Here is an 18,626-nt window from a genome sequence, read left to right as displayed (position 1 = left end):
AAAAAGCTGTAACGAATTACAGCTTTCATGTTTTTAAACACCTGATTATCAGAAATCAAGTGAAATTTCATAAATAGAATTAGTTTACAATACTATTTTCAGACTTTTTTTCTTCGTTTACATCTAATAAAAATAACTTGCCATTTTCATCAAACATTGTCATATTCAAAGCATCTAATAAAGTAAGGCTTTTTGAAACCGAACCTGTGAATTTATTATAGGAAAGATTCATTTCTGAAAGATTAGGCATTTTTTCTAATTCCTTAGGAATCTCACCACCAAAACTATTATTGTATAAACTTAAATTTTGCAGAATATTCAAATTAGAAATATCTGAACTTACGGCGCCAGATAATCTATTATTATTTAATAACAGAATTTTTAAAGTCGAAATTTTATACAACGAACTTGGCAAAACACCTGCAATTTGATTATCAAACAAACAAAGAATTTCTAATTGATTTAGTTTTCCAATTTCCTGAGGTAATTCACCGGAAATATTGTTCTTAAAAAGTTCCAGATCTTTCAAATTCTTCAAATCACAAATACTTCCCGGAATTGTTCCAGATAACTGATTACCAGAAACATTTAAAACCTGAAGTTCTTTAAAATTAATGATTGAATTTGATAATTGTCCTTTAAGATTATTTTTATGAAGATCAACTGTCACTAAATTTACCAGCTCAAAAAATTCAGCAGGCAATTCTCCCTGCAAATTATTATCAGCTAAATTTAGAGAAATTACTTTTCCATTTTCGGCATGAACTCCATACCAGGTTGAGACTGATAGTGATAAATCCCATTTTATTTTCCACTGCGAACCATTTGTCGCATGATATAATTTAATTAGCGCGTCTTTCTCTTTATCTGAAACAGTATCTGCAAAAATATTAAGAGAAAAAACAAATGCTAAAAAAAGTGTTGCAAGGCTTTTCATAACAGATTTGGGGGATATGTTTTTCTGCTTAAAATTAGTTAATTACTAGATATAAAGCCTCTTATGTCGATAAAGTGTTGATAAATAAAAAATTCGTCTTACTTTTCTTCTTTATAAAATTATCGAAATCGTTATAGTTTTTTAACTATTTTTGAAACAACTAATTACAAAAACCTATATTATGGAAAAAATTAACCTAATTACATTTTTCGTTGCCGCGATTGTGACACTCATAATCGGTTTTATCTGGTATCATCCAAAAGTTTTTGGAACAATTTGGATGAGAGAAAATAATTTTACTGAAGAAGACCTGAAAAAAGGAAACATGCTCAAAATATTTGGGTTTACGTACATTTTTTCAGTAATGCTTTCAATGGCTTTAATGTCGTTTACCATTCATCAGTCCGGCGCTCTTGGAATGATAGGCGGCCCGCAATTTATTGAAACTGCAAAACCATCTTTCCACGCTTTCATGGCAGATTACGGAACTGCTTTCCGTACTTTTAAACATGGCGCACTTCATGGTTTTATGTCGGGATTGTTTTTTGCTTTTCCTATAGTCGGAATTAATGGTTTATTCGAAAGAAAATCTTGGAAATACATCTTTATTCATGCCGGATATTGGATGCTTACCCTAACTATAATAGGCGGTATTGTTTGCCAGTTTGCCTAATTTATAAATACTACAAACCCGTTTGAAACCAAAACTCAAACGGGTTTTTCTTAATAATAACTTAAAGAAAATGAGTTATTACAAATATTATCTAATTTTGAAGAAATTAGCTCACACTTTTGAATACAACTTATTCTTTTCAAATCTATAACAGCGCGTCATTACTACCTTTAGAATGGAATTCGCTGGCTGCAGATAATATTTTTTTGACACGGGAATATCTCGAAGTACTGGAAAACTCTTGTCCGGTAAATATGATTTGTCATTTTATTGGAATTTTTGAAGAGGAAAAACTGATCGGAATTGTTTTAACCCAATTTTTATTTGCCGAAAAACTGGAATCCTTTGGTGAACGCGACCAATGTTTAAAAACATCTGTTCGTAATTTTGCTTTAAAAAATTTCGCTTCCCACGTATTATTTGTTGGAAACAATATGCTAACGGGACAGAATGCTTTTGTTTTTGATCAAAATGTAAAAGAATCTAAAGCTATAAAAACTCTTCATAAAGCTATTAATCAGCTTAAAAAGGATTTAAAAGAAAGCGGAAAGAAAGTCCACATCACCAGCATAAAAGATTTTACTGCAAAAGAAATTGAACCTCTGCAGGCTGAATTTAAAAACAATTATACGTTTTCGACACAGCCAAATATGATTTTTAAAATCAACGAAAATTGGAAAACAGAACAAGATTACGTTGATGCATTATCAAAAAAATATCGGGACCAATACAAACGCGCCCGCAAAAAATCTGAAGGAATAGAGAAACAGCAATTGTCTTTAGCTGACATTAGAAAATATGAAGATGTTATTTACGATTTGTATTTTCATGTGGCAAAAAATGCTCCGTTTAATACTTTTTTTCTGGCCAGAAACCATTTCAGTTTTTTTAAAGAAATCATGAAAGAGGATTTTTTGCTTTATGGTTATTTTTTAGATGAAAAACTAATCGGTTTTAATACGCTGATTAAAAACGGAGAAGTTATGGATACTTATTTTTTAGGTTATGACGAAAGTGTTCAGCGCGAAAAAATGTTGTATTTAAACATGCTTTACGATATGATTGCCTATTCTATTAAAAAGGGATTTAAGGAAATTGTATTTGCCAGAACTGCTCTCGAAATTAAAAGTTCTGTTGGTGCTAAACCTGTAAAAATGTACGGTTTGATCACGCATAGTAATGCTTTAATCAATCATAATATTGCAAGGTTTTTTAATTATTTAGAGCCAAAAACAGAATGGCAGGAACGCAATCCTTTTAAATAATAGCTTTGACAAAGTTTTGAACTTTGTCAAAGATTTAAGGAACGGCTAGTTTCATTTGTTTGTGCAGAATATGAATTTCTAATTCCTTTTGCGCTCCGCAATATTCACCATCAATTTGAAAATGAACCGGATAATCTGTTTTTATTTCTGCTTTATCTGTCGAAATAATTACAATATCTTCAGAATCTATAGGCATGTTTCCGGTAATAATTTTTCCAATTAATAATAAATCGAGGCTTTTTAAAATCACCAATTCAAATTTTCCGTCGTTCATTGAACCATTTGGGTTAATGATTACACCTGTTCCGTATTTCTGCGAATTAGCAATAACAATCATTCTTGCCACATGATCAACAGTTTTATTATTAGCTGATATAGTTGCCACAAAAGGTTCATCAGATTCTGTTAATGTTGTAAAGGCTTGCAACGCATAACCCCAAAATCCTCTTACATCGCTTTCTTCGTAATTTTTTACCAAATTGGCATTCAACCCAAGATCGCTTAAATGAATACTTTTTTTGCCATTAATGCAAATCATATCCATTTCAATATAATGATGCTGAAAAGCAATTTTAAGATTTTCTTCGATTCCGGCAGGCAGATTTAAATCGACCGAAAGTCCGTTTGCAGATCCTGCTGGCAAAATCCCGATAATTACATCATGATCTTCCATAGCTTCGGCAACCATTTTTATGGTTCCATCGCCGCCCGCAACTATAATTCGTTCTGGCTGATATTGATTATAAAGTGCTTGTATTTCCTTTAAATCATTTTTGCCGGTAGTTTCATAAACTTCCAAATCAAAATGATTTGTCGTTGCAAACTCCTCAACAGCCTCAATTAAACTCGATTTATCAAGATCTCCCGAAATAGGGTTTACAACAAATATGATATTCTTTTTCAAAATTTTATTTTTAAAACCAATTAAAATAATTAATTTACAGTGTTATATAAATATACGGAATTAATGAAACCAATTTTACAATTATATCGGGGTTATGCCAATGAAGAAGAATTAATTGTAATGGGGCATGTCTTTAAAAGAACGTATGATTATGATTTCCAGAAGAAAAACCTAAAAAATGCACGTTCTGTAGTTAATCAATTCAGGATAAAAACAATTGAAAATTTTGATGTTTACCTTAAATGCGGCAAACAGGAAATTCATACCAAAACGCTGGACGATGGTTATTTTAAATTCTGTATTCCGCTTGAAAAAGAAAGTCCTTTTGGATGGATCGAATACGAAGTAAGTATCAAATATGGCGGTAAAACTATTGTTTCAAAAGGAAGTTATATACGTCCACATAAAGGAAATCTGGGAATTATATCTGATATCGACGATACTTTTTTGGTTTCGCATACGCAGAATATCTTTAAAAAAATGTACATTTTGCTTTTTAAGAATGTAAACGATCGAAAGGTTTTTAAAGATGTTGTTCCGCATTATCAGGCTTTAAGTTCTGCCGGAAGACACAATAAAGAAGAGGAAAATGCTTTTTTTTATGTTTCGAGCAGCGAATGGAATTTGTACCGATTTATTATAGAATTTACCAAAATTCATAATCTGCCCCGCGCCGTTATTTTATTGAAAGATATTAGAAGAGGAATTACTGATTTCTTCATGAGCGGACGCGGAAATCATGATCATAAATTTGATAAAATAAAACATGTTTTAGAATTTTATCCTAATCTTAAATATGTTTTACTGGGAGATGATTCCCAGCACGATCCCGTTTTATACGAACGAATCTGCAAAATATTTCCTGTTACTGTAATAGCCGTTTACATTCGACAAACAGGCAAAAGCAAAAAAAAGGAAGTCAAAAAGATCATGAAAAATTTAGAATCGCTTGATGTTTCTGTTTGTTATTTTAAAGAAAGCAGCGAAGCGATTACGCATTCCAGATCTATTGGGATTATTAAATAAGTTTTGCTGCTGATTATGGCACACGGATAACGCTGGTTTAAACAGATTTTTTTATTTTTTAATGTAAAGAAAAAACCTTTGGCAAAGTTTGAAACTTTGCCAAAGGCCTTAAATATGTTTTTCAGAAACTGAAAACTGAGACTGCGACTGAAAACTAACTAAACATTAAAATTATCAATCTCTTCCTGAACAACTTCCCAGTCTATAAGTAATTGTTCTAAATCTTTTTTCTTTTTGTTGTATGCCGTAAAAAACGAAGCGTCTTCGATGTGTTTGTCGTAATTAGAAGCAAGCATTTTATCATCATGCTGAATGTCTTTTTCTAATTGCTGAATCTGACTTTCAATTTTACTCAATCGGTTTTGAAGTGCTTTTCCTTTTTTCTGATCTTCGTATGATGCTTTGTTTGTTTCTTTTGGAGCAGCCGCTTTTGCAACATCTTTTTTCTCCACTTCACGCATGTTTTCAAGATTGCGCTGTTCTAAGAAATAATTGATATCGCCTAAATATTCTTTGATTTTTTGATCTTTAAATTCGTAAACGATATTCGACATTCCCTGAAGGAAATCCCTGTCGTGAGAAACCAATAGTAAAGTTCCGCCAAATTTTTGAAGTGCTGCTTTCAAAACATTCTTAGATTTTATGTCTAAGTGATTCGTAGGCTCATCCATCAGCAATACGTTTATTGGCTGTAGCAACAATTTACAAAGCGCTAAACGGTTACGCTCACCTCCTGAAAGTACTTTTACTTTTTTCTCAACATCATCACCTCGGAAAAGGAAAGATCCCAACATATCTCGCACTTTCATACGATTGGTGTCTGTTGCCGCATCTTCCATAGTTTGGAGTAAAGTGATTTCGCCATCAAGATATTCTGCCTGATTTTGAGCAAAATATCCTAATTGTACATTATGCCCTAATTTGATAGTTCCGTCGTATTCAAATTCGTTTACAAGCGCTTTGATGAAAGTAGATTTTCCTTGTCCATTTTGTCCAACAAAAGCAATTTTACTTCCTCTTTCTACAAGTAAACTTATGTCTTTTAAAATTGTTTTGTCTCCGTATGCTTTTGTAACATTTTCGGCTTCAATAACTACTTTTCCTGGCTCTTTTGAAACCGGAAAAGAAATATTCATTACAGAATTATCGTCTTCATCAACTTCAATTCTTTCTACTTTATCTAACTTTTTAATTAACGATTGCGCCATCGAAGCTTTTGATGCTTTTGCACGGAATTTTTCGATTAATTTTTCTGTTTCTTCTATCTTCTTCGCCTGATTTTTTTGCGTTGCCAATTGCTTTTCACGAATTTCATGGCGAAGTTCTAAATATTGAGAATAAGGTTTATTAAAGTCGTATGCTTTTCCTAAAGAGATTTCGATTGTACGGTTTGTAACGTTATCTAAGAACATTTTATCGTGTGATACAATTACAACAACTCCGGGATAATTTCGAAGAAAACTTTCTAACCAAATGATACTTTCGATATCCAAGTGGTTCGTTGGCTCATCCAGAAGCAATACATCATTTGACTGTAATAATAATTTTGCCAACTCGATACGCATTCTCCAACCTCCTGAAAATGTTTCGGTTTGATTATTGAAAACTTCTCTTTTGAAACCTAATCCTAAAAGAATTTTCTCTGTATCTCCAACATAATTGTAACCTCCAAGAAGATCAAAACGATGTGTATAATCAGATAAATCTTCAATAATCTGTCCGTATTCTTCACTTTCATAATCGGTTCTGGTAACCAATTGATGATTGATTTCTTCTAGCTTTTTTTCTACAATTTTAATTTCGGTAAAAGCTTCATAAGCTTCTTCTAATACAGTTCTTCCACGTTCAAAATCAATATCCTGACGTAAAAATCCCATTTTGATATCTTTCTCCTGAGAGATAACTCCTGAATCCGGAGCAAAATCTCTTGCCAACATTTTAAGCATTGTCGATTTACCTGCTCCGTTTTTACCAACAAGACCCACACGGTCGCCGGCGCCTAAACGAAAAGTAACTTCTTCAAATAAATATGTTCCTCCAAAAGAAACCGAAAGATTGTGTATATTAAGCATTAAATTGTTGTTTAAAGTTTAAAGTTTCATGTTTTGATACCATAAACAGAGAATGAAAATTGTAAATTTGCGTTACCTAAATAAATGGTAATGTAAATTTTTTGCAAATGTTAAAAAAAGGATCCAAACTAAATAGTATTTTAACAGGAAGTTGTCCAAAATGCCAAAAAGAGAGCATGTATTCAGACAAAAATCCGCTTCATTTGACTAAAGTTCTAAAAATGAACGATCATTGCAGTCATTGCGGTTTAAAATATCAAATTGAGCCTTCGTTTTTTTATGGTGCAATGTATGTGAGTTACGGATTAAATGTTGCAGTGGGAATTGCTGCTTTTATTGTTTCATTTGTGTTTTTTGGAGCAAGTATTGGAGAATCTTTTATCGCAATTGTTATTACTTTAATTGTTTTGTTTCCGTTTGTTTTGCGACTTTCCCGAAATCTATATATCAATATGTTTGTTTCTTACGATCCTAAGGCTGGTCAGGGATAAGGGATTTTAAATATCTTTTATGGAAGCGTTTTATGTCTGCTTCCCGGTCTAATGGAATTCCGTTTTCAATATTATCATACAACATTTTCGCCAAAGCCGGTCCCAGCATTACACCTCGGGTTCCTAATCCGTTAAGAAGATGAATAGATTTGTAGACTTCATGAGTACCAACTAAAGGTCTTCTATCTGCAACTGTAGGTCTAACTCCTGCAAAATGTTTTACAATTTCAAAATCGCAGGTAATAATCTCTTTAATACGATCCAAAAGTTCTTGTTTCCCTTCTTCGGTTGGAAGATCTGTTTTGTCATGCCAATTATAAGTTGCACCAACTTTATACAAATTACCCCCAATTGGCAGAATAAAAACACTTGTATTAACAATTACATCTAATTTTAAATTAGGTGCATTTATTAAAAACAGCTCACCTTTTGTTCCATCCAAAGGCAGATAATTAAAATACGGATTTTTATGTAGTCCAAAACCTTCTGCAAATATGATATGACGGGCTTTAATGTTTTTATACTGAATTCCTGAATCATGAAAATCTAAAAAAGAGCTATGGAAAGATTCTTCCAGAAGCAAATTATTCTTCTTTAAATACTCTCTGTAGCTTTCTAATAATTGTCCGGTTTTAACGTAACCTGTATGCAAAACTTCACCATAATCATAAGGTGAATCGATACTTTGGTATTTTTTAGTAATTAGTTTTGTAGATAAAAAGGGAGCTAAGTTAATTTTATCAGAAGCCGCAAACCAATTATTCTGTTCTTCAATTGAAAAAAACTTTCGAAGAATAGGCATTTTAAAGTTGAATTTTTCTTGCAGCTTGTCTTCTACCTGTTCATAGAACTCATTCATTAAGACCAAATGTTCCTTAGCATTCCAGACTTCACTGAAACGTTTCAAAATAACCGGATTATACAAACCTCCCGCAATTCGGGAAGAATTTTGAGATTTGTCATCAACAACTAAAATAGACTTATTGTTTTTAAGGGCAACTTCTGCAAAAGAAATCCCAGCCAGCCCAGATCCCACGATTAAATAATCAAGCATTGTGAATGTATAGATAAAATAAAAAAACTCTTACTGCAAAGGTAGTAAGAGTTTTTCTTATAATTGGTTTTGATCTTAGTAGTTCCACATATCTTCTTCGAAGTTACGAATCTTCTCTTTTACCCTTTCTGATTCTAACAACTGGTTTTGCGCATTATCCTTCATGTAATCCTTAATCTCTCGATCTCCATACATATTCTCCTCTTTGTAAACAATTGCGTTAAAACGTCTAGAATTGAGTATTTGGTCAAATGAAATTGGAAGTGCTGAATTACTGTCGTTAAAAGCTTTTGCTTCATGAAGTACTGTTCGTGCATTTGGGAAGAAAACCCAGAATAACTCAATGTAGTCTTTTTCATCACTATTCATCGTATAAACATCTGGCGTTACAGGGCAAATACCAAGTAAGCGATATTTCAATTCACTCTGACGTTTATCGAAATACCAATATCCTTTTACTTTGTATTGAGAAACATCTGCAGCTGTAAGATCTTGTCTTAAAATATATTCAGCAGGAACTGTTCTTGTTGGACCTATAGTTTGGTCAACATAATTTACCACTTTCTTTTTACCAGTACCCGTTACAACTTTTTTCTTTACAACACGTGTTTTAAAATCATCCGGATATTGATTTATAAGTTCCCTACCTGCATCTGTTGTATCAACACGAGTTAATGAACCTTCTATGTCTTTCATAGATTTTTTAGTATTGAAATAACTGTCTGTATAAACTTCAGTTATTTTTCCTTGTCTGATTCCTTTGGTCAAAACATCATAAAGTGAACGTCTGTCTGAACCAATATTAACAGTATCTACAGGAAAGTATAAAGGAAAATTTATTTTTTCATTTAAATCAATAATTTCCCAAGTTGTTTTTCCCATTAAAACATCACGATCATCTACATAGCCATAAGCTAAAGGCTTATCATTATCTGAGATAAGCTGCGCAGCTGTTTTAAGCCCAATTTGATCTGCCGTTTTAGCATTTAGTAAATTAGATTGAGCATTAGAAATAATGCCGCCAGCGATAAAAACAATAACCATTAAAAAACTTTTCACTTTCATCATAATATTTTTTATAATAAACCTAAACGCAGTTTGATGTGTAATATTGTTATTTTTCTTACAATAATATCAAATTGTAGAAATTATAATTACAAATTTAAAAATTAAATTTAATTAACGTTTAGCTAACATACAATAAATAGTTCACAAACCACTATAAATCTGAGTATTACAAAACAAAATCATCCTTTTGTAATATCTTTCTTTACTATTCGGTTTTTTTGAAAAATCTAAAGCTTACTAAAATTTATATAAGAAAGTATTAAAAGTGTTGAGATCTGATCAAAAAAAAAACTCTTGCTACGTTAGTAGCAAGAGTTTCTCTTATTATTTAATTTTAGAACTTAGTAGTTCCACATATCTTGTTCGAAGTTACGAATCTTCTCTTTTACTCTTTCAGATTCCAATAACTGATTTTGAGCGTTATCTTTCATGTATTCTTTGATCTCACGATCTTGGTACAAGTTTTCTTCTTTATAGACAATCGCATTAAAACGTCTTGAATTTAAAATCTGATCGAATGAAATTGGCAGAGCTGAGTTGCTATCATTGAAAGCTTTTGCTTCATGAAGAACTGCTCGCGCATTTGGGAAGAAAACCCAAAATAATTCGATATAATCCTTCTCGTCACTGTTCATTGTGTAAACGTCTGGAGTTACAGGACAAATTCCAAGTAAACGATATTTTAATTCACTTTGACGTTTATCAAAATACCAGTATCCTTTAATTTTATACTGAGTAACATCTGCAGCAGTAAGATCTTGCTTTAAGATATATTCAGCAGGAACTGTTCTTGTTGGCCCAACTGTTTCGTCTACATAAGTAACAACTTTCTTTTTACCAGTACCAGTAACTACTTTTTTCTTCACAACACGTGCTTTATAGTCATCTGGATATTGGTTGATAAGTTCTCTACCAGCATCTGTTGTGTCAATACGAGATAAAGCACCTTCGATGTCTTTCATAGATTTTTTAGTATTGAAATAACTATCGGAATAAACCTCAGTTATTTGGCCTTTTCTAACAGCTTTCGTCAAAACATCATATAATGAACGTCTATCAGAACCAATATTAGCAGTATCTACTGGAAAATACATAGGGAAGTTGATCTTTTCATTTAAGTCAATAATCTCCCAAGTTGTTTTACCCATCAAGATATCTCTATCATCAACATAACCGTAAGCTAAAGGCTTATCATTATCAGAGATAAGTTGCGCAGGAGTTTTAAGCCCAATTTGGGCAGGCGTTTTTGCATTTAGCAAATTTGATTGCGCATTAGAAGCAAAACCTCCAGCGATTAGAACAATAGCTATTAAAAAATTTCTTACTTTCATCGTGGTATTATTATAAGATATTGACTGAAGATTTCAGTACTTAATTATTGTATTTCATAAATTACCGGAGCAGTTCTTGGTAATAAATAACTACCAGCTCCAACAAGTTTAGTTTTAATTTCAGAAATAGTAACTTGATCTCCTTTACCTGCTCTTGAAAGTACTTGCTTACATTGTGCATTTAATCTATTACCAGTAACAACAACTGTAGGTTGTCCAGCAATTTTCATGTTAAATCCAACAACATCTAAACCAACTTCAAAATCAAAATCAAGTAATTTAGCACCAATAGTAGCAATTTCTAAGTTAGATCTAGGTCCTTTAACAACACCCATTTCACCTCTAATTGTTCCTGTTGGTCCAGGAATACCTTTAATTCTGAATGATTTCTTATCAGTAACTTTATCTCCGTTTGGTAATGTCCCTGTTACAGAAATTGTAGCTTCTGTACCTGAACCTGGGCTCATGTTATATTTACCTGGTTTACCAGCTGAAGATAATCCTGGAGCGCTAGCAGAGATTTTGTTAGCATCAACTCCTGCAAATGATACAGAGATTGGGTTAACAACTCCTCTATACACTACATTCATTTTATCAGCAGAAATCGTAGCTGAGTTTGGTCTTGGAACTACAACGTAAGTTCCTTTAAATTTCAATGGAATATTTTTACCGTCTTCTAAGAAAGTAAATTGACCATTAATGTTTTGTTCACCTACACCACCAGCAGTTAAAGAGATAACAGCTTGTCCATTAACAATTTGTCCAGGACCTTGGAATGAAGTTGGTTTAGTGTTTTCGTCATAACGACCTAAAACTACTTTACCTGTAACTTTTTCTCCTTGGAAATAAGCATTTTTATCTAAAACAACGATTGCTTGGTAGTTGCTATAAGAAGCAGCAGCAACTGCAGCTTTTCCTAAAGCACTGTTGTAAACATCAGTTTCTGCTTTTTTAACGTCATTCTGCCAAGCTGAAAGTTTAGCAGCAGATGCAATTGCAGGGAAACCTTTAAAGTGGTAAGCTAAGTATTTTTCTTTTATACCTTCTTTGTTTTTTACTTCAGAAACGTCAAATTTCTTTTCAACTTCTGCAATAATGTTAGCGTACTTTTTATCTGTTCCTAAAGCAGCTTTTAAGTCTGCTTTGTATTTTTCGATTTTAGCGATAATTTCGTTACCTTTTTTAGTGTAACCGTCTCCTGTAAACCAGTCGTCGATGTTATCACCTCTATCCATAGCTTCGTATGGTAGTTTTCCAGTTTCTTTTTCAACCTCAAATCCTTTGATAGACTGAGCTTTTAAAGTACCTATATAATCGTAAAATTCTTTTGAGATTCCTTCAACTTTGTGAGCAGTTTCTGCTGCAGTAATGAACTCTCCTTTTGCTTCAGCAGCTTTTTGATCTAAAGATTGTAATAAACCTTCGTTCGTTGTAACTGAAGTAGTGTTTGCAGCTTCAAATTTTTCGTTCATCAAACCAAAAGCAGAAATTACTTCTTTTGATACGTTCATTGCTAACATCGCGATGAAAACCAGATACATCAGGTTAATCATCTTCTGTCTAGGGGTTAATTTTCCTCCTGCCATTTTTTTCTAATTAGTTCTTATTAATAATTTTAATATAATAGTTAAAAACTAATTATCCTTTGTTACTCATTGCAGAAAGCATACCACCATAAACACTATTTAAAGAAGCAATGTTTGCAGTCATAGACGCCATTTGCTCTTTTAATTTAGATGCGTTATCAGCGATTTCTTTATTAGCTTCAGCATTTCTTGCTGCACTTTCTAATTGTACTTTGTATAAACTGTTTAATGATTCCATTTGAGCAGCAGCCACAGATAATTCTTCAGAATATTTCTTTTGTCCTGCAATAGAGTCAACTGTTGGAGAGATTGCTTTAGCAGCTCCTTCGAAGTTTTTGATGCTGTTTCCTAAGCTTGCCATTAACTCACCGTCAACTTTAGCTTCTTTTAACATTGCATCTAATTTTTGAGATAATAATCCTTGGGCATCAGTAGTTTCTGGTTTATCCGCTTTTTTTCTAGCTTGTCCGTTAGCTAATTCTGGGTAAACAAGAGTCCAATCTAACTCGTCTTCAACTGGTTCAAAAGCAGATAACGCGAAGATTAACGCCTCAGTTAACAAACCAACTGAAAGCATAACTGTTCCTGTTAATGGTCCAATTTCAAAGTGAGTAATTTTGAATAATGCTCCAACGATTACTACTGCCGCTCCCATACCATAAGCGAAATTCATTGCTTTTTTACTTAATAATGCCATAATAATTTTTTTTTAGGTTTTAATTTTAAAATAGATTCGATTTGGTTATTGTATTGATTGAATTATAAATTACTATTTCTTTTTACCAGTTCCGTTTCCAGTTACTTGAGTTCCCATGTAATCTTGTACAGTTCTGAAACCGATATAACTTCTTGCAGAATCAGCATATTCGTGATCACGAGTACTTACTTGTAGGAAGTAAGCAACGTCTTTCCAAGATCCTCCACGAACCACTTTTCTTTGGTTCTTTCCGTCAATTACGTTAGGGTTCATTGTAGAAACATACTCGTATGCGTTTGGATTATAAGCTGAATCTGTCCACTCTGAAACGTTTCCTGCCATGTTATATAATCCGTATCCGTTTTGTTCGTAAGATTTTGCTTCAACAGTATATAAAGCTTCATCAGCAGCATAATCTCCTCTGTTAGGCTTAAAGTTTGCCATGAAACATCCTCTGTCACTCTTAGTGTAAGGACCTCCCCAAGGATAAGTACCAGACTCAAGACCACCTCTTGCAGCATACTCCCATTCTGCTTCTGTTGGAAGTCTGAATGCGTTAACTAGGTCACGTCCTTTTTTCTTAGATTTAATGTAGCTGTTTTTGTTTAAAGTTCTCCAAGCACAGAATGCTTTAGCTTGTTTCCAAGTTACACCCACTACTGGATAATCTCCATAAGCTTTATGCCAGAAATAATCATTATGCATTGGCTCATTATATGAATATGCGAAATCTTTAATCCAAACTGTAGTATCAGGGTATACACTAACTTGTTCAGTTTTAACGAAGTCTTTTCTTTTTCCAACTTTAGCTTTTGCAGCAGCCTGAATGTCCATCCAAGAATAACGGAATTTCAATTTATTTACATCAATTGTTCTTAAACCATTGTATGATTCTTCAATTGGTAAATACATAGAATCCATTACTTCAGCATAATACTCATCTGGATAAGCTTTAGTATCTCTAATTAACTTAACTTTTTTGTTTAATTTTCTACCAGCATACGGATCATCTTTTGTTCCTACACTATAGTAGTTATCATACATATATTTATCGTAAGCTGTCATTTTATCCGGCTCAGAATCATTAAATGCATAATCAGCGATACTTCCTCCTTTAGCACCTTTACCACCAGTACTTTTTTGACCAGTTTCATCAGCCAAAATAGCAAGACGTACTCTCATTGTAGAATCTTTTACCCATTCTACGAATTGACGGTACTCACTGTTAGTAATCTCAGTTTCGTCCATATAAAATGATCTAACTGTTACTGTTTTAGTAGGAGCATCTTCTACGTTAGCTAAATCAGCATCTGATTTACCCATGATAAAAGATCCACCAGGAACTAATGTCATTCCATAAGGCTTCTCGGGATGCCATTTCCCTCCTGTAACACCAACTAATTCACCTTTGTCACCTGACTTACCACAGCCGATTACTAGTGTTAACATTGCTGCAAATGCAATAAACTTCTTCATATAAATTTGGGATTATCTATTCATTATTAAAAGTCCGTAAACGTATTTATTATTTATCTAAAAAACAATACTACTTGCGAAATTTATTTTACCGTTCAAAAATAATGTTAAATAAAATAAAAAAAAAATATTTCATCGACAAACTGATTAAAAAAATCGACGTAAAACGTTAAATTTTATAATATATAAACCTTATCTTACTAAATTTTTTAACTATATTTTGAAAAACTTGAAAAAATTAAGATTTTCATTAAAATTTTCTTCTACAAAGCGTTTTTTCTCTGTGCTTTCCACCATCTTTCTGGCAATTCTTGATTACAAGCGCTCAAATATTCTTCATAAGAACACGGTAATAACGTATTTCTTTTTAGTTTATTGCTGCCGTTTGTTTCAAATGGAATCTCGATCCACCAACGCTCTGTTTTATCACTTTTATAAAAAACCAGTTCTTCCTCTTCTAAAGGAACAATATATTTTAAATAATTTGTTCTGCTTCCAAATGGGTATTCTTTTGAACGATAGTGATATCCTTCAATAAAATACCAAACAATCTGAGCAATAATAGGCGCTTCTGCAGCTGTACTATTATGATTAAATACTCCAAAAGAAGATACCTTGTCACTAATTCCCGCATATCTTGCCAAAGAACAAATCTCTTTTCCGTTGAAACCATTTGGTTCAAATGTAATAGAATTTCCTGAAGCTGAAGACTTTACCGAATTCAAATCGATACTAACTAAATCAGCATCTCTAAAAACAGGTTCTGCCAGCGCTATTTTGTTTGAGATTTCACCTAAACGGTAAGCATCAAAAAACAATTTTTCAATTAAATCAATTTCTTCCTGCGAATTATAGTACGTTTGAAATCCTATATTACAGTAATTGAACAGATTATTAGGCTCATCAATTATGATTTTTGTTAAGTATGAATTAGCCGAAACTGTTTCATCTTCTTTTCCAAAATCAAATCTGTTATCTACGGCAACCATATTTACCATTTGCTCTAAATCATCGTATGCGCGATATAAAGCGTATGTCAAATCCTGCGAACCTCCTAGAACTATAGGAATGACTTTATTTTTAATTAATGCAGAAGTTACCTTCTTAACTGCAAAATAAGTATCCTCTACAGAATCTCCGGCAAGGATATCTCCTAAATCAGCAATTGACGCATCCCAATTTCCGGGAAACATTCCATAAAGCTTTTTACGAACTGTAGTAAGATTAACTTCATTAACCATGTTAATATTGCGTCGGTCTTCTAAAACACCTACAATTGCAATGTTAATTTTACTAATATCCGGAAATTGATCCTGAGTATGCAGAACAATTTTACTTCCCAGTTCTTGTGAAGACAATGAACTAATGAATTTTAAAATTCCATCATTTAAAGGCTCTAGAAAATCAAATTCCATTCTTTATTTCTTTTTTGCTGCTGTTTTTTTTGCTGGTGCTTTTTTTGCTGCTGTTGTTTTCTTAGCAGCGGTTTTTTTAGCCGGTGCTTTTTTCTCAATCATTTCCTGAACTTCGGCCAATGTTAACTTTGTAGCATCAACATCTTTGCTTAGCTCAATTTTGATTTTACCTTTTGTAATAACCGAGCGTCCCCAGCGCGCTTTTTCAACCAAAATTCCTTCGTCTTCCCAATTGTGAAGAACTTTATCTATGTTTTTTTGTAATTTATCTTCAATTAATTCCTCAACATCAGCCTGTGATAAATTATCAAAATTGTATTTTTTACTCACATTTACAAAAAGACCATTCCATTTAATGAAAGGACCAAAACGTCCCACACCTTTTTGAACAGCTTCTCCTTTGTAAACTGCAATTGGAGCATCTGCAAGAGCTTTTTCATCAATTAATTCCTGTGCTCTTTCTTTGGTAACACTCAAAGGATCTTCTCCTCGAGGTAATGAAATAAACACACTTCCGTGACGAACATAAGGACCATAACGACCGTTGCTCACTTCTACTTCTTCTCCTTTATAATCTCCTAAAGTTTTAGGAAGTAAGAATAAATTCAAAGCTTCTTCAAGGGTGATATTTCCAATATTTTGATCTGCCATTAAGCTGGCAAACTTTTTATCTTCGTCGTCTGCTTCCCCAATTTGAGCCATTGGTCCAAATTTTCCTAAACGAACAGAAACCTGTCTTCCGTCAGCATCTTTACCAAGAATTCTTTCACCGCTTTCACGTTCAGCATTTGCCTCAACTTCTTTTACATTTGGGTGAAATTTATTGTAGAAATCCTGCATCATAATTGCCCAGTCAATATTTCCTTCGGCAATTTCATCAAAATCCTGTTCTACTTTTGCAGTAAAATTATAATCTAAAATATTTCCGAAATTCTTAACTAAGAAATCTGTTACGATAGTTCCAATATCTGTCGGAACCAATTTTCCTTTATCTGAACCTGTATTTTCTTTTAAAACCTTCTCTCCTACTTTACTGTTTTGCAAAGTAAGCTGCGTATATTTACGTTCCTGACCTTCAAGCGTCCCTTTTTCAACATAATTTCTGTTGATAATTGTAGAGATTGTTGGTGCATACGTAGACGGACGCCCGATTCCAAGTTCCTCTAGTTTTTTCACTAAAGATGCCTCAGTATATCTTGAAGGCGGTCTTGAATATCGTTCTGTAGCTGTAATATAATTGTTAGCTAACTTTTCGTTTACTTTTAATGCCGGAAGCATTCCTTCTTGTTCTTCCTCATCATCATCGTGACCTTCAAGATATACTTTTAAGAAACCTTCAAAAAGTAAAACTTCTCCCGAAGCTGCAAAAATTTCGCTGTGATTATCAGCTTCAATTTTCACGTTTGTTCTTTCTAATTGTGCATCGCTCATTTGCGAAGCTAATGTTCTTTTCCAGATCAAATCATATAAACGAGCCTGATCACGATCAATATTTACAGTATGACGAGACATATCAGTTGGACGAATTGCTTCGTGCGCTTCTTGTGCTCCTTTACTTTTGGTTGCAAAAGTTCTCGGTTTCGAAAACTCTTTTCCGTATGATTTTATGATTTCAGCTTCAGCCGCATCCATTGCATCTTTTGAAAGATTCACCGAGTCAGTTCTCATATAAGTAATAAGTCCCGCTTCGTACAAACGCTGTGCTAACTGCATTGTGATACCAACTGGCAAATACAATTTTCTTGCTGCTTCCTGTTGAAGTGTAGAAGTCGTAAAAGGTGCTGTTGGCGATTTTTTGGTAGGTTTAGTTTCTAAATCAGCTACCGTATATTTAGAACCGATGTTTTGATTTAAGAAATCTTCGGCTTCTTTTTTAGTATTAAAATTTTTCGGAAGTTTTGCCTTGAAAGCTTTTCCTGCTTCGTTTACAAATTCGGCAACAATTGAATAGGTTGCAACAGCATTGAAACTTTGAATTTCGCGTTCTCTCTCCACAATCAAACGTACAGAAACAGATTGTACACGGCCAGCAGAAAGTCCTCCTTTGATTTTTCTCCACAAAACCGGAGATAATTCGTAACCTACTAAACGATCCAGGACACGACGTGCCTGTTGTGCGTTTACTAAATTATAATCAATTTCCCTTGGATTGTCGATTGCTTTAAGAATCGCAGATTTGGTGATTTCATGAAAAACAATTCGCTTTGTTTTTTTCGTATCCAGTTTCAGTTCTTCCGCCAAGTGCCATGAAATAGCTTCTCCTTCGCGGTCCTCATCACTTGCCAACCAAACCATTTCGGCATTTTTAGATAGTGTCTTAAGTTTACTTACCAAGGCTTTTTTATCCGGAGAAACTTCATATTTAGGTTTAAAACCATTCTCTACATCTACCCCTATTTCCTTTGATGGTAAGTCGGCTATGTGACCATAACTTGACTCCACCTGAAAATCGCTCCCAAGAAATTTCTCGATCGTTTTCGCCTTTGCAGGTGATTCCACTATTACTAAATTCTTTGCCATTGCTCTTATTTTCTGCAACAAAAGTATTTATTTTTTTTAAATATTAACCTCGCGATTGAATTTTTGAGGTATTTTGATATTATGAAACTTAAAATTGCAGATTTATCTGTA

Annotated in this window: 15 protein-coding genes; 4 read left to right on the top strand and 11 right to left on the bottom strand. The window is 33.3% G+C overall.

Annotated features, from left to right (window positions below; all coding sequences use genetic code 11):
• Positions 1-79: 79 nt before the first annotated feature.
• Complete coding sequence (locus J2Y38_RS23450) at positions 80-937, bottom strand: Two component regulator three Y domain protein (RefSeq protein WP_309847538.1); 858 nt, start codon at positions 935-937, stop codon at positions 80-82.
• Positions 938-1,118: 181 nt separating this feature from the next.
• Here J2Y38_RS23450 and J2Y38_RS23445 point away from each other — a divergent pair, with 181 nt between their 5' ends.
• Both J2Y38_RS23445 and J2Y38_RS23440 read left to right on the top strand, forming a co-directional pair.
• A complete protein-coding gene (locus tag J2Y38_RS23445; RefSeq protein WP_291143310.1) occupies positions 1,119-1,610 on the top strand; it encodes a DUF1761 domain-containing protein in 492 nt (163 codons plus the stop codon).
• Between the two features lie 119 nt (positions 1,611-1,729).
• Positions 1,730-2,875, top strand: coding sequence for a GNAT family N-acetyltransferase (locus tag J2Y38_RS23440; protein ID WP_309847534.1), 1,146 nt, complete (start codon positions 1,730-1,732; stop codon positions 2,873-2,875).
• 34 nt (positions 2,876-2,909) lie between these two features.
• On the opposite strand, the gene J2Y38_RS23435 is transcribed toward J2Y38_RS23440, so the two are convergent.
• On the bottom strand, positions 2,910-3,779 hold the full coding sequence (locus J2Y38_RS23435) for a diacylglycerol kinase family protein (protein WP_309847532.1): 870 nt from the start codon (positions 3,777-3,779) through the stop codon (positions 2,910-2,912).
• A 63-nt stretch (positions 3,780-3,842) separates the two neighbouring features.
• Between J2Y38_RS23435 and J2Y38_RS23430 the strand changes: the two genes are divergently transcribed.
• Entirely contained in the window at positions 3,843-4,805 is a 963-nt protein-coding gene (locus J2Y38_RS23430) for an App1 family protein (protein WP_309847529.1), read from the top strand.
• Between the two features lie 158 nt (positions 4,806-4,963).
• On the opposite strand, the gene J2Y38_RS23425 is transcribed toward J2Y38_RS23430, so the two are convergent.
• Positions 4,964-6,877, bottom strand: coding sequence for an ABC-F family ATP-binding cassette domain-containing protein (locus J2Y38_RS23425; RefSeq protein ID WP_309847527.1), 1,914 nt, complete (start codon positions 6,875-6,877; stop codon positions 4,964-4,966).
• 107 nt (positions 6,878-6,984) lie between these two features.
• Here J2Y38_RS23425 and J2Y38_RS23420 point away from each other — a divergent pair, with 107 nt between their 5' ends.
• Positions 6,985-7,368 carry a DUF983 domain-containing protein gene (locus J2Y38_RS23420; protein WP_309847526.1) on the top strand — a complete coding sequence of 128 codons (384 nt, stop codon included), beginning with the start codon at positions 6,985-6,987 and terminating at the stop codon, positions 7,366-7,368.
• Here the strand turns inward: J2Y38_RS23420 and J2Y38_RS23415 are convergent.
• From J2Y38_RS23415 to topA, 8 genes are all read right to left on the bottom strand, one after another.
• The gene (locus tag J2Y38_RS23415; RefSeq protein ID WP_309847523.1) at positions 7,349-8,422 is read right to left on the bottom strand and encodes an FAD-dependent oxidoreductase; all 1,074 of its coding nucleotides are present in this window, start codon (positions 8,420-8,422) and stop codon (positions 7,349-7,351) included. The genes J2Y38_RS23420 and J2Y38_RS23415 overlap by 20 nt on opposite strands.
• A gap of 75 nt (positions 8,423-8,497) precedes the next feature.
• Positions 8,498-9,487, bottom strand: coding sequence for a gliding motility protein GldN (gene gldN, locus J2Y38_RS23410; RefSeq protein ID WP_309847595.1), 990 nt, complete (start codon positions 9,485-9,487; stop codon positions 8,498-8,500).
• A 344-nt stretch (positions 9,488-9,831) separates the two neighbouring features.
• Positions 9,832-10,821 carry a gliding motility protein GldN gene (gene gldN, locus J2Y38_RS23405; protein WP_053470625.1) on the bottom strand — a complete coding sequence of 330 codons (990 nt, stop codon included), beginning with the start codon at positions 10,819-10,821 and terminating at the stop codon, positions 9,832-9,834.
• A gap of 44 nt (positions 10,822-10,865) precedes the next feature.
• On the bottom strand, positions 10,866-12,407 hold the full coding sequence (gene gldM, locus J2Y38_RS23400; RefSeq protein ID WP_053470626.1) for a gliding motility protein GldM: 1,542 nt from the start codon (positions 12,405-12,407) through the stop codon (positions 10,866-10,868).
• A 52-nt stretch (positions 12,408-12,459) separates the two neighbouring features.
• Positions 12,460-13,104 (bottom strand): gliding motility protein GldL, encoded by a 645-nt coding sequence (gldL, locus tag J2Y38_RS23395; RefSeq protein WP_056204976.1) that lies wholly within the window; start codon positions 13,102-13,104, stop codon positions 12,460-12,462.
• Between the two features lie 72 nt (positions 13,105-13,176).
• On the bottom strand, positions 13,177-14,580 hold the full coding sequence (gldK, locus tag J2Y38_RS23390) for a gliding motility lipoprotein GldK (protein WP_053470628.1): 1,404 nt from the start codon (positions 14,578-14,580) through the stop codon (positions 13,177-13,179).
• Positions 14,581-14,843: 263 nt separating this feature from the next.
• Positions 14,844-15,995 (bottom strand): formimidoylglutamase, encoded by a 1,152-nt coding sequence (locus J2Y38_RS23385; protein WP_309847518.1) that lies wholly within the window; start codon positions 15,993-15,995, stop codon positions 14,844-14,846.
• Between the two features lie 3 nt (positions 15,996-15,998).
• Positions 15,999-18,515, bottom strand: a complete 2,517-nt coding sequence (gene topA, locus J2Y38_RS23380; RefSeq protein ID WP_309847516.1) for a type I DNA topoisomerase — start codon at positions 18,513-18,515, stop codon at positions 15,999-16,001.
• Positions 18,516-18,626: the final 111 nt, after the last annotated feature.

Origin of the sequence: Flavobacterium sp. 2755, from assembly GCF_031455715.1 — a bacterium.
GTDB lineage: Bacteria > Bacteroidota > Bacteroidia > Flavobacteriales > Flavobacteriaceae > Flavobacterium.
The sequence above is the reverse complement of the archived record's forward strand: the minus strand, read 5'-3'. Positions and strand labels throughout refer to the sequence as shown.

Excerpts from the sequence above, each read along its gene's own strand:
- J2Y38_RS23445 (WP_291143310.1), top strand. The coding sequence starts at position 1,119 with ATGGAAAAAATTAACCTAATTACATTTTTCGTTGCCGCGATTGTGACA.
- gldM (WP_053470626.1), bottom strand. The coding sequence starts at position 12,407 with ATGGCAGGAGGAAAATTAACCCCTAGACAGAAGATGATTAACCTGATG.
- J2Y38_RS23385 (WP_309847518.1), bottom strand. The coding sequence starts at position 15,995 with ATGGAATTTGATTTTCTAGAGCCTTTAAATGATGGAATTTTAAAATTC.
- gldN (WP_309847595.1), bottom strand. The coding sequence starts at position 9,487 with ATGAAAGTGAAAAGTTTTTTAATGGTTATTGTTTTTATCGCTGGCGGC.
- J2Y38_RS23450 (WP_309847538.1), bottom strand. The coding sequence starts at position 937 with ATGAAAAGCCTTGCAACACTTTTTTTAGCATTTGTTTTTTCTCTTAAT.
- J2Y38_RS23425 (WP_309847527.1), bottom strand. The coding sequence starts at position 6,877 with ATGCTTAATATACACAATCTTTCGGTTTCTTTTGGAGGAACATATTTA.
- gldN (WP_053470625.1), bottom strand. The coding sequence starts at position 10,821 with ATGAAAGTAAGAAATTTTTTAATAGCTATTGTTCTAATCGCTGGAGGT.
- J2Y38_RS23415 (WP_309847523.1), bottom strand. The coding sequence starts at position 8,422 with ATGCTTGATTATTTAATCGTGGGATCTGGGCTGGCTGGGATTTCTTTT.
- topA (WP_309847516.1), bottom strand. The coding sequence starts at position 18,515 with ATGGCAAAGAATTTAGTAATAGTGGAATCACCTGCAAAGGCGAAAACG.
- gldK (WP_053470628.1), bottom strand. The coding sequence starts at position 14,580 with ATGAAGAAGTTTATTGCATTTGCAGCAATGTTAACACTAGTAATCGGC.
- J2Y38_RS23420 (WP_309847526.1), top strand. The coding sequence starts at position 6,985 with ATGTTAAAAAAAGGATCCAAACTAAATAGTATTTTAACAGGAAGTTGT.
- gldL (WP_056204976.1), bottom strand. The coding sequence starts at position 13,104 with ATGGCATTATTAAGTAAAAAAGCAATGAATTTCGCTTATGGTATGGGA.
- J2Y38_RS23430 (WP_309847529.1), top strand. The coding sequence starts at position 3,843 with ATGAAACCAATTTTACAATTATATCGGGGTTATGCCAATGAAGAAGAA.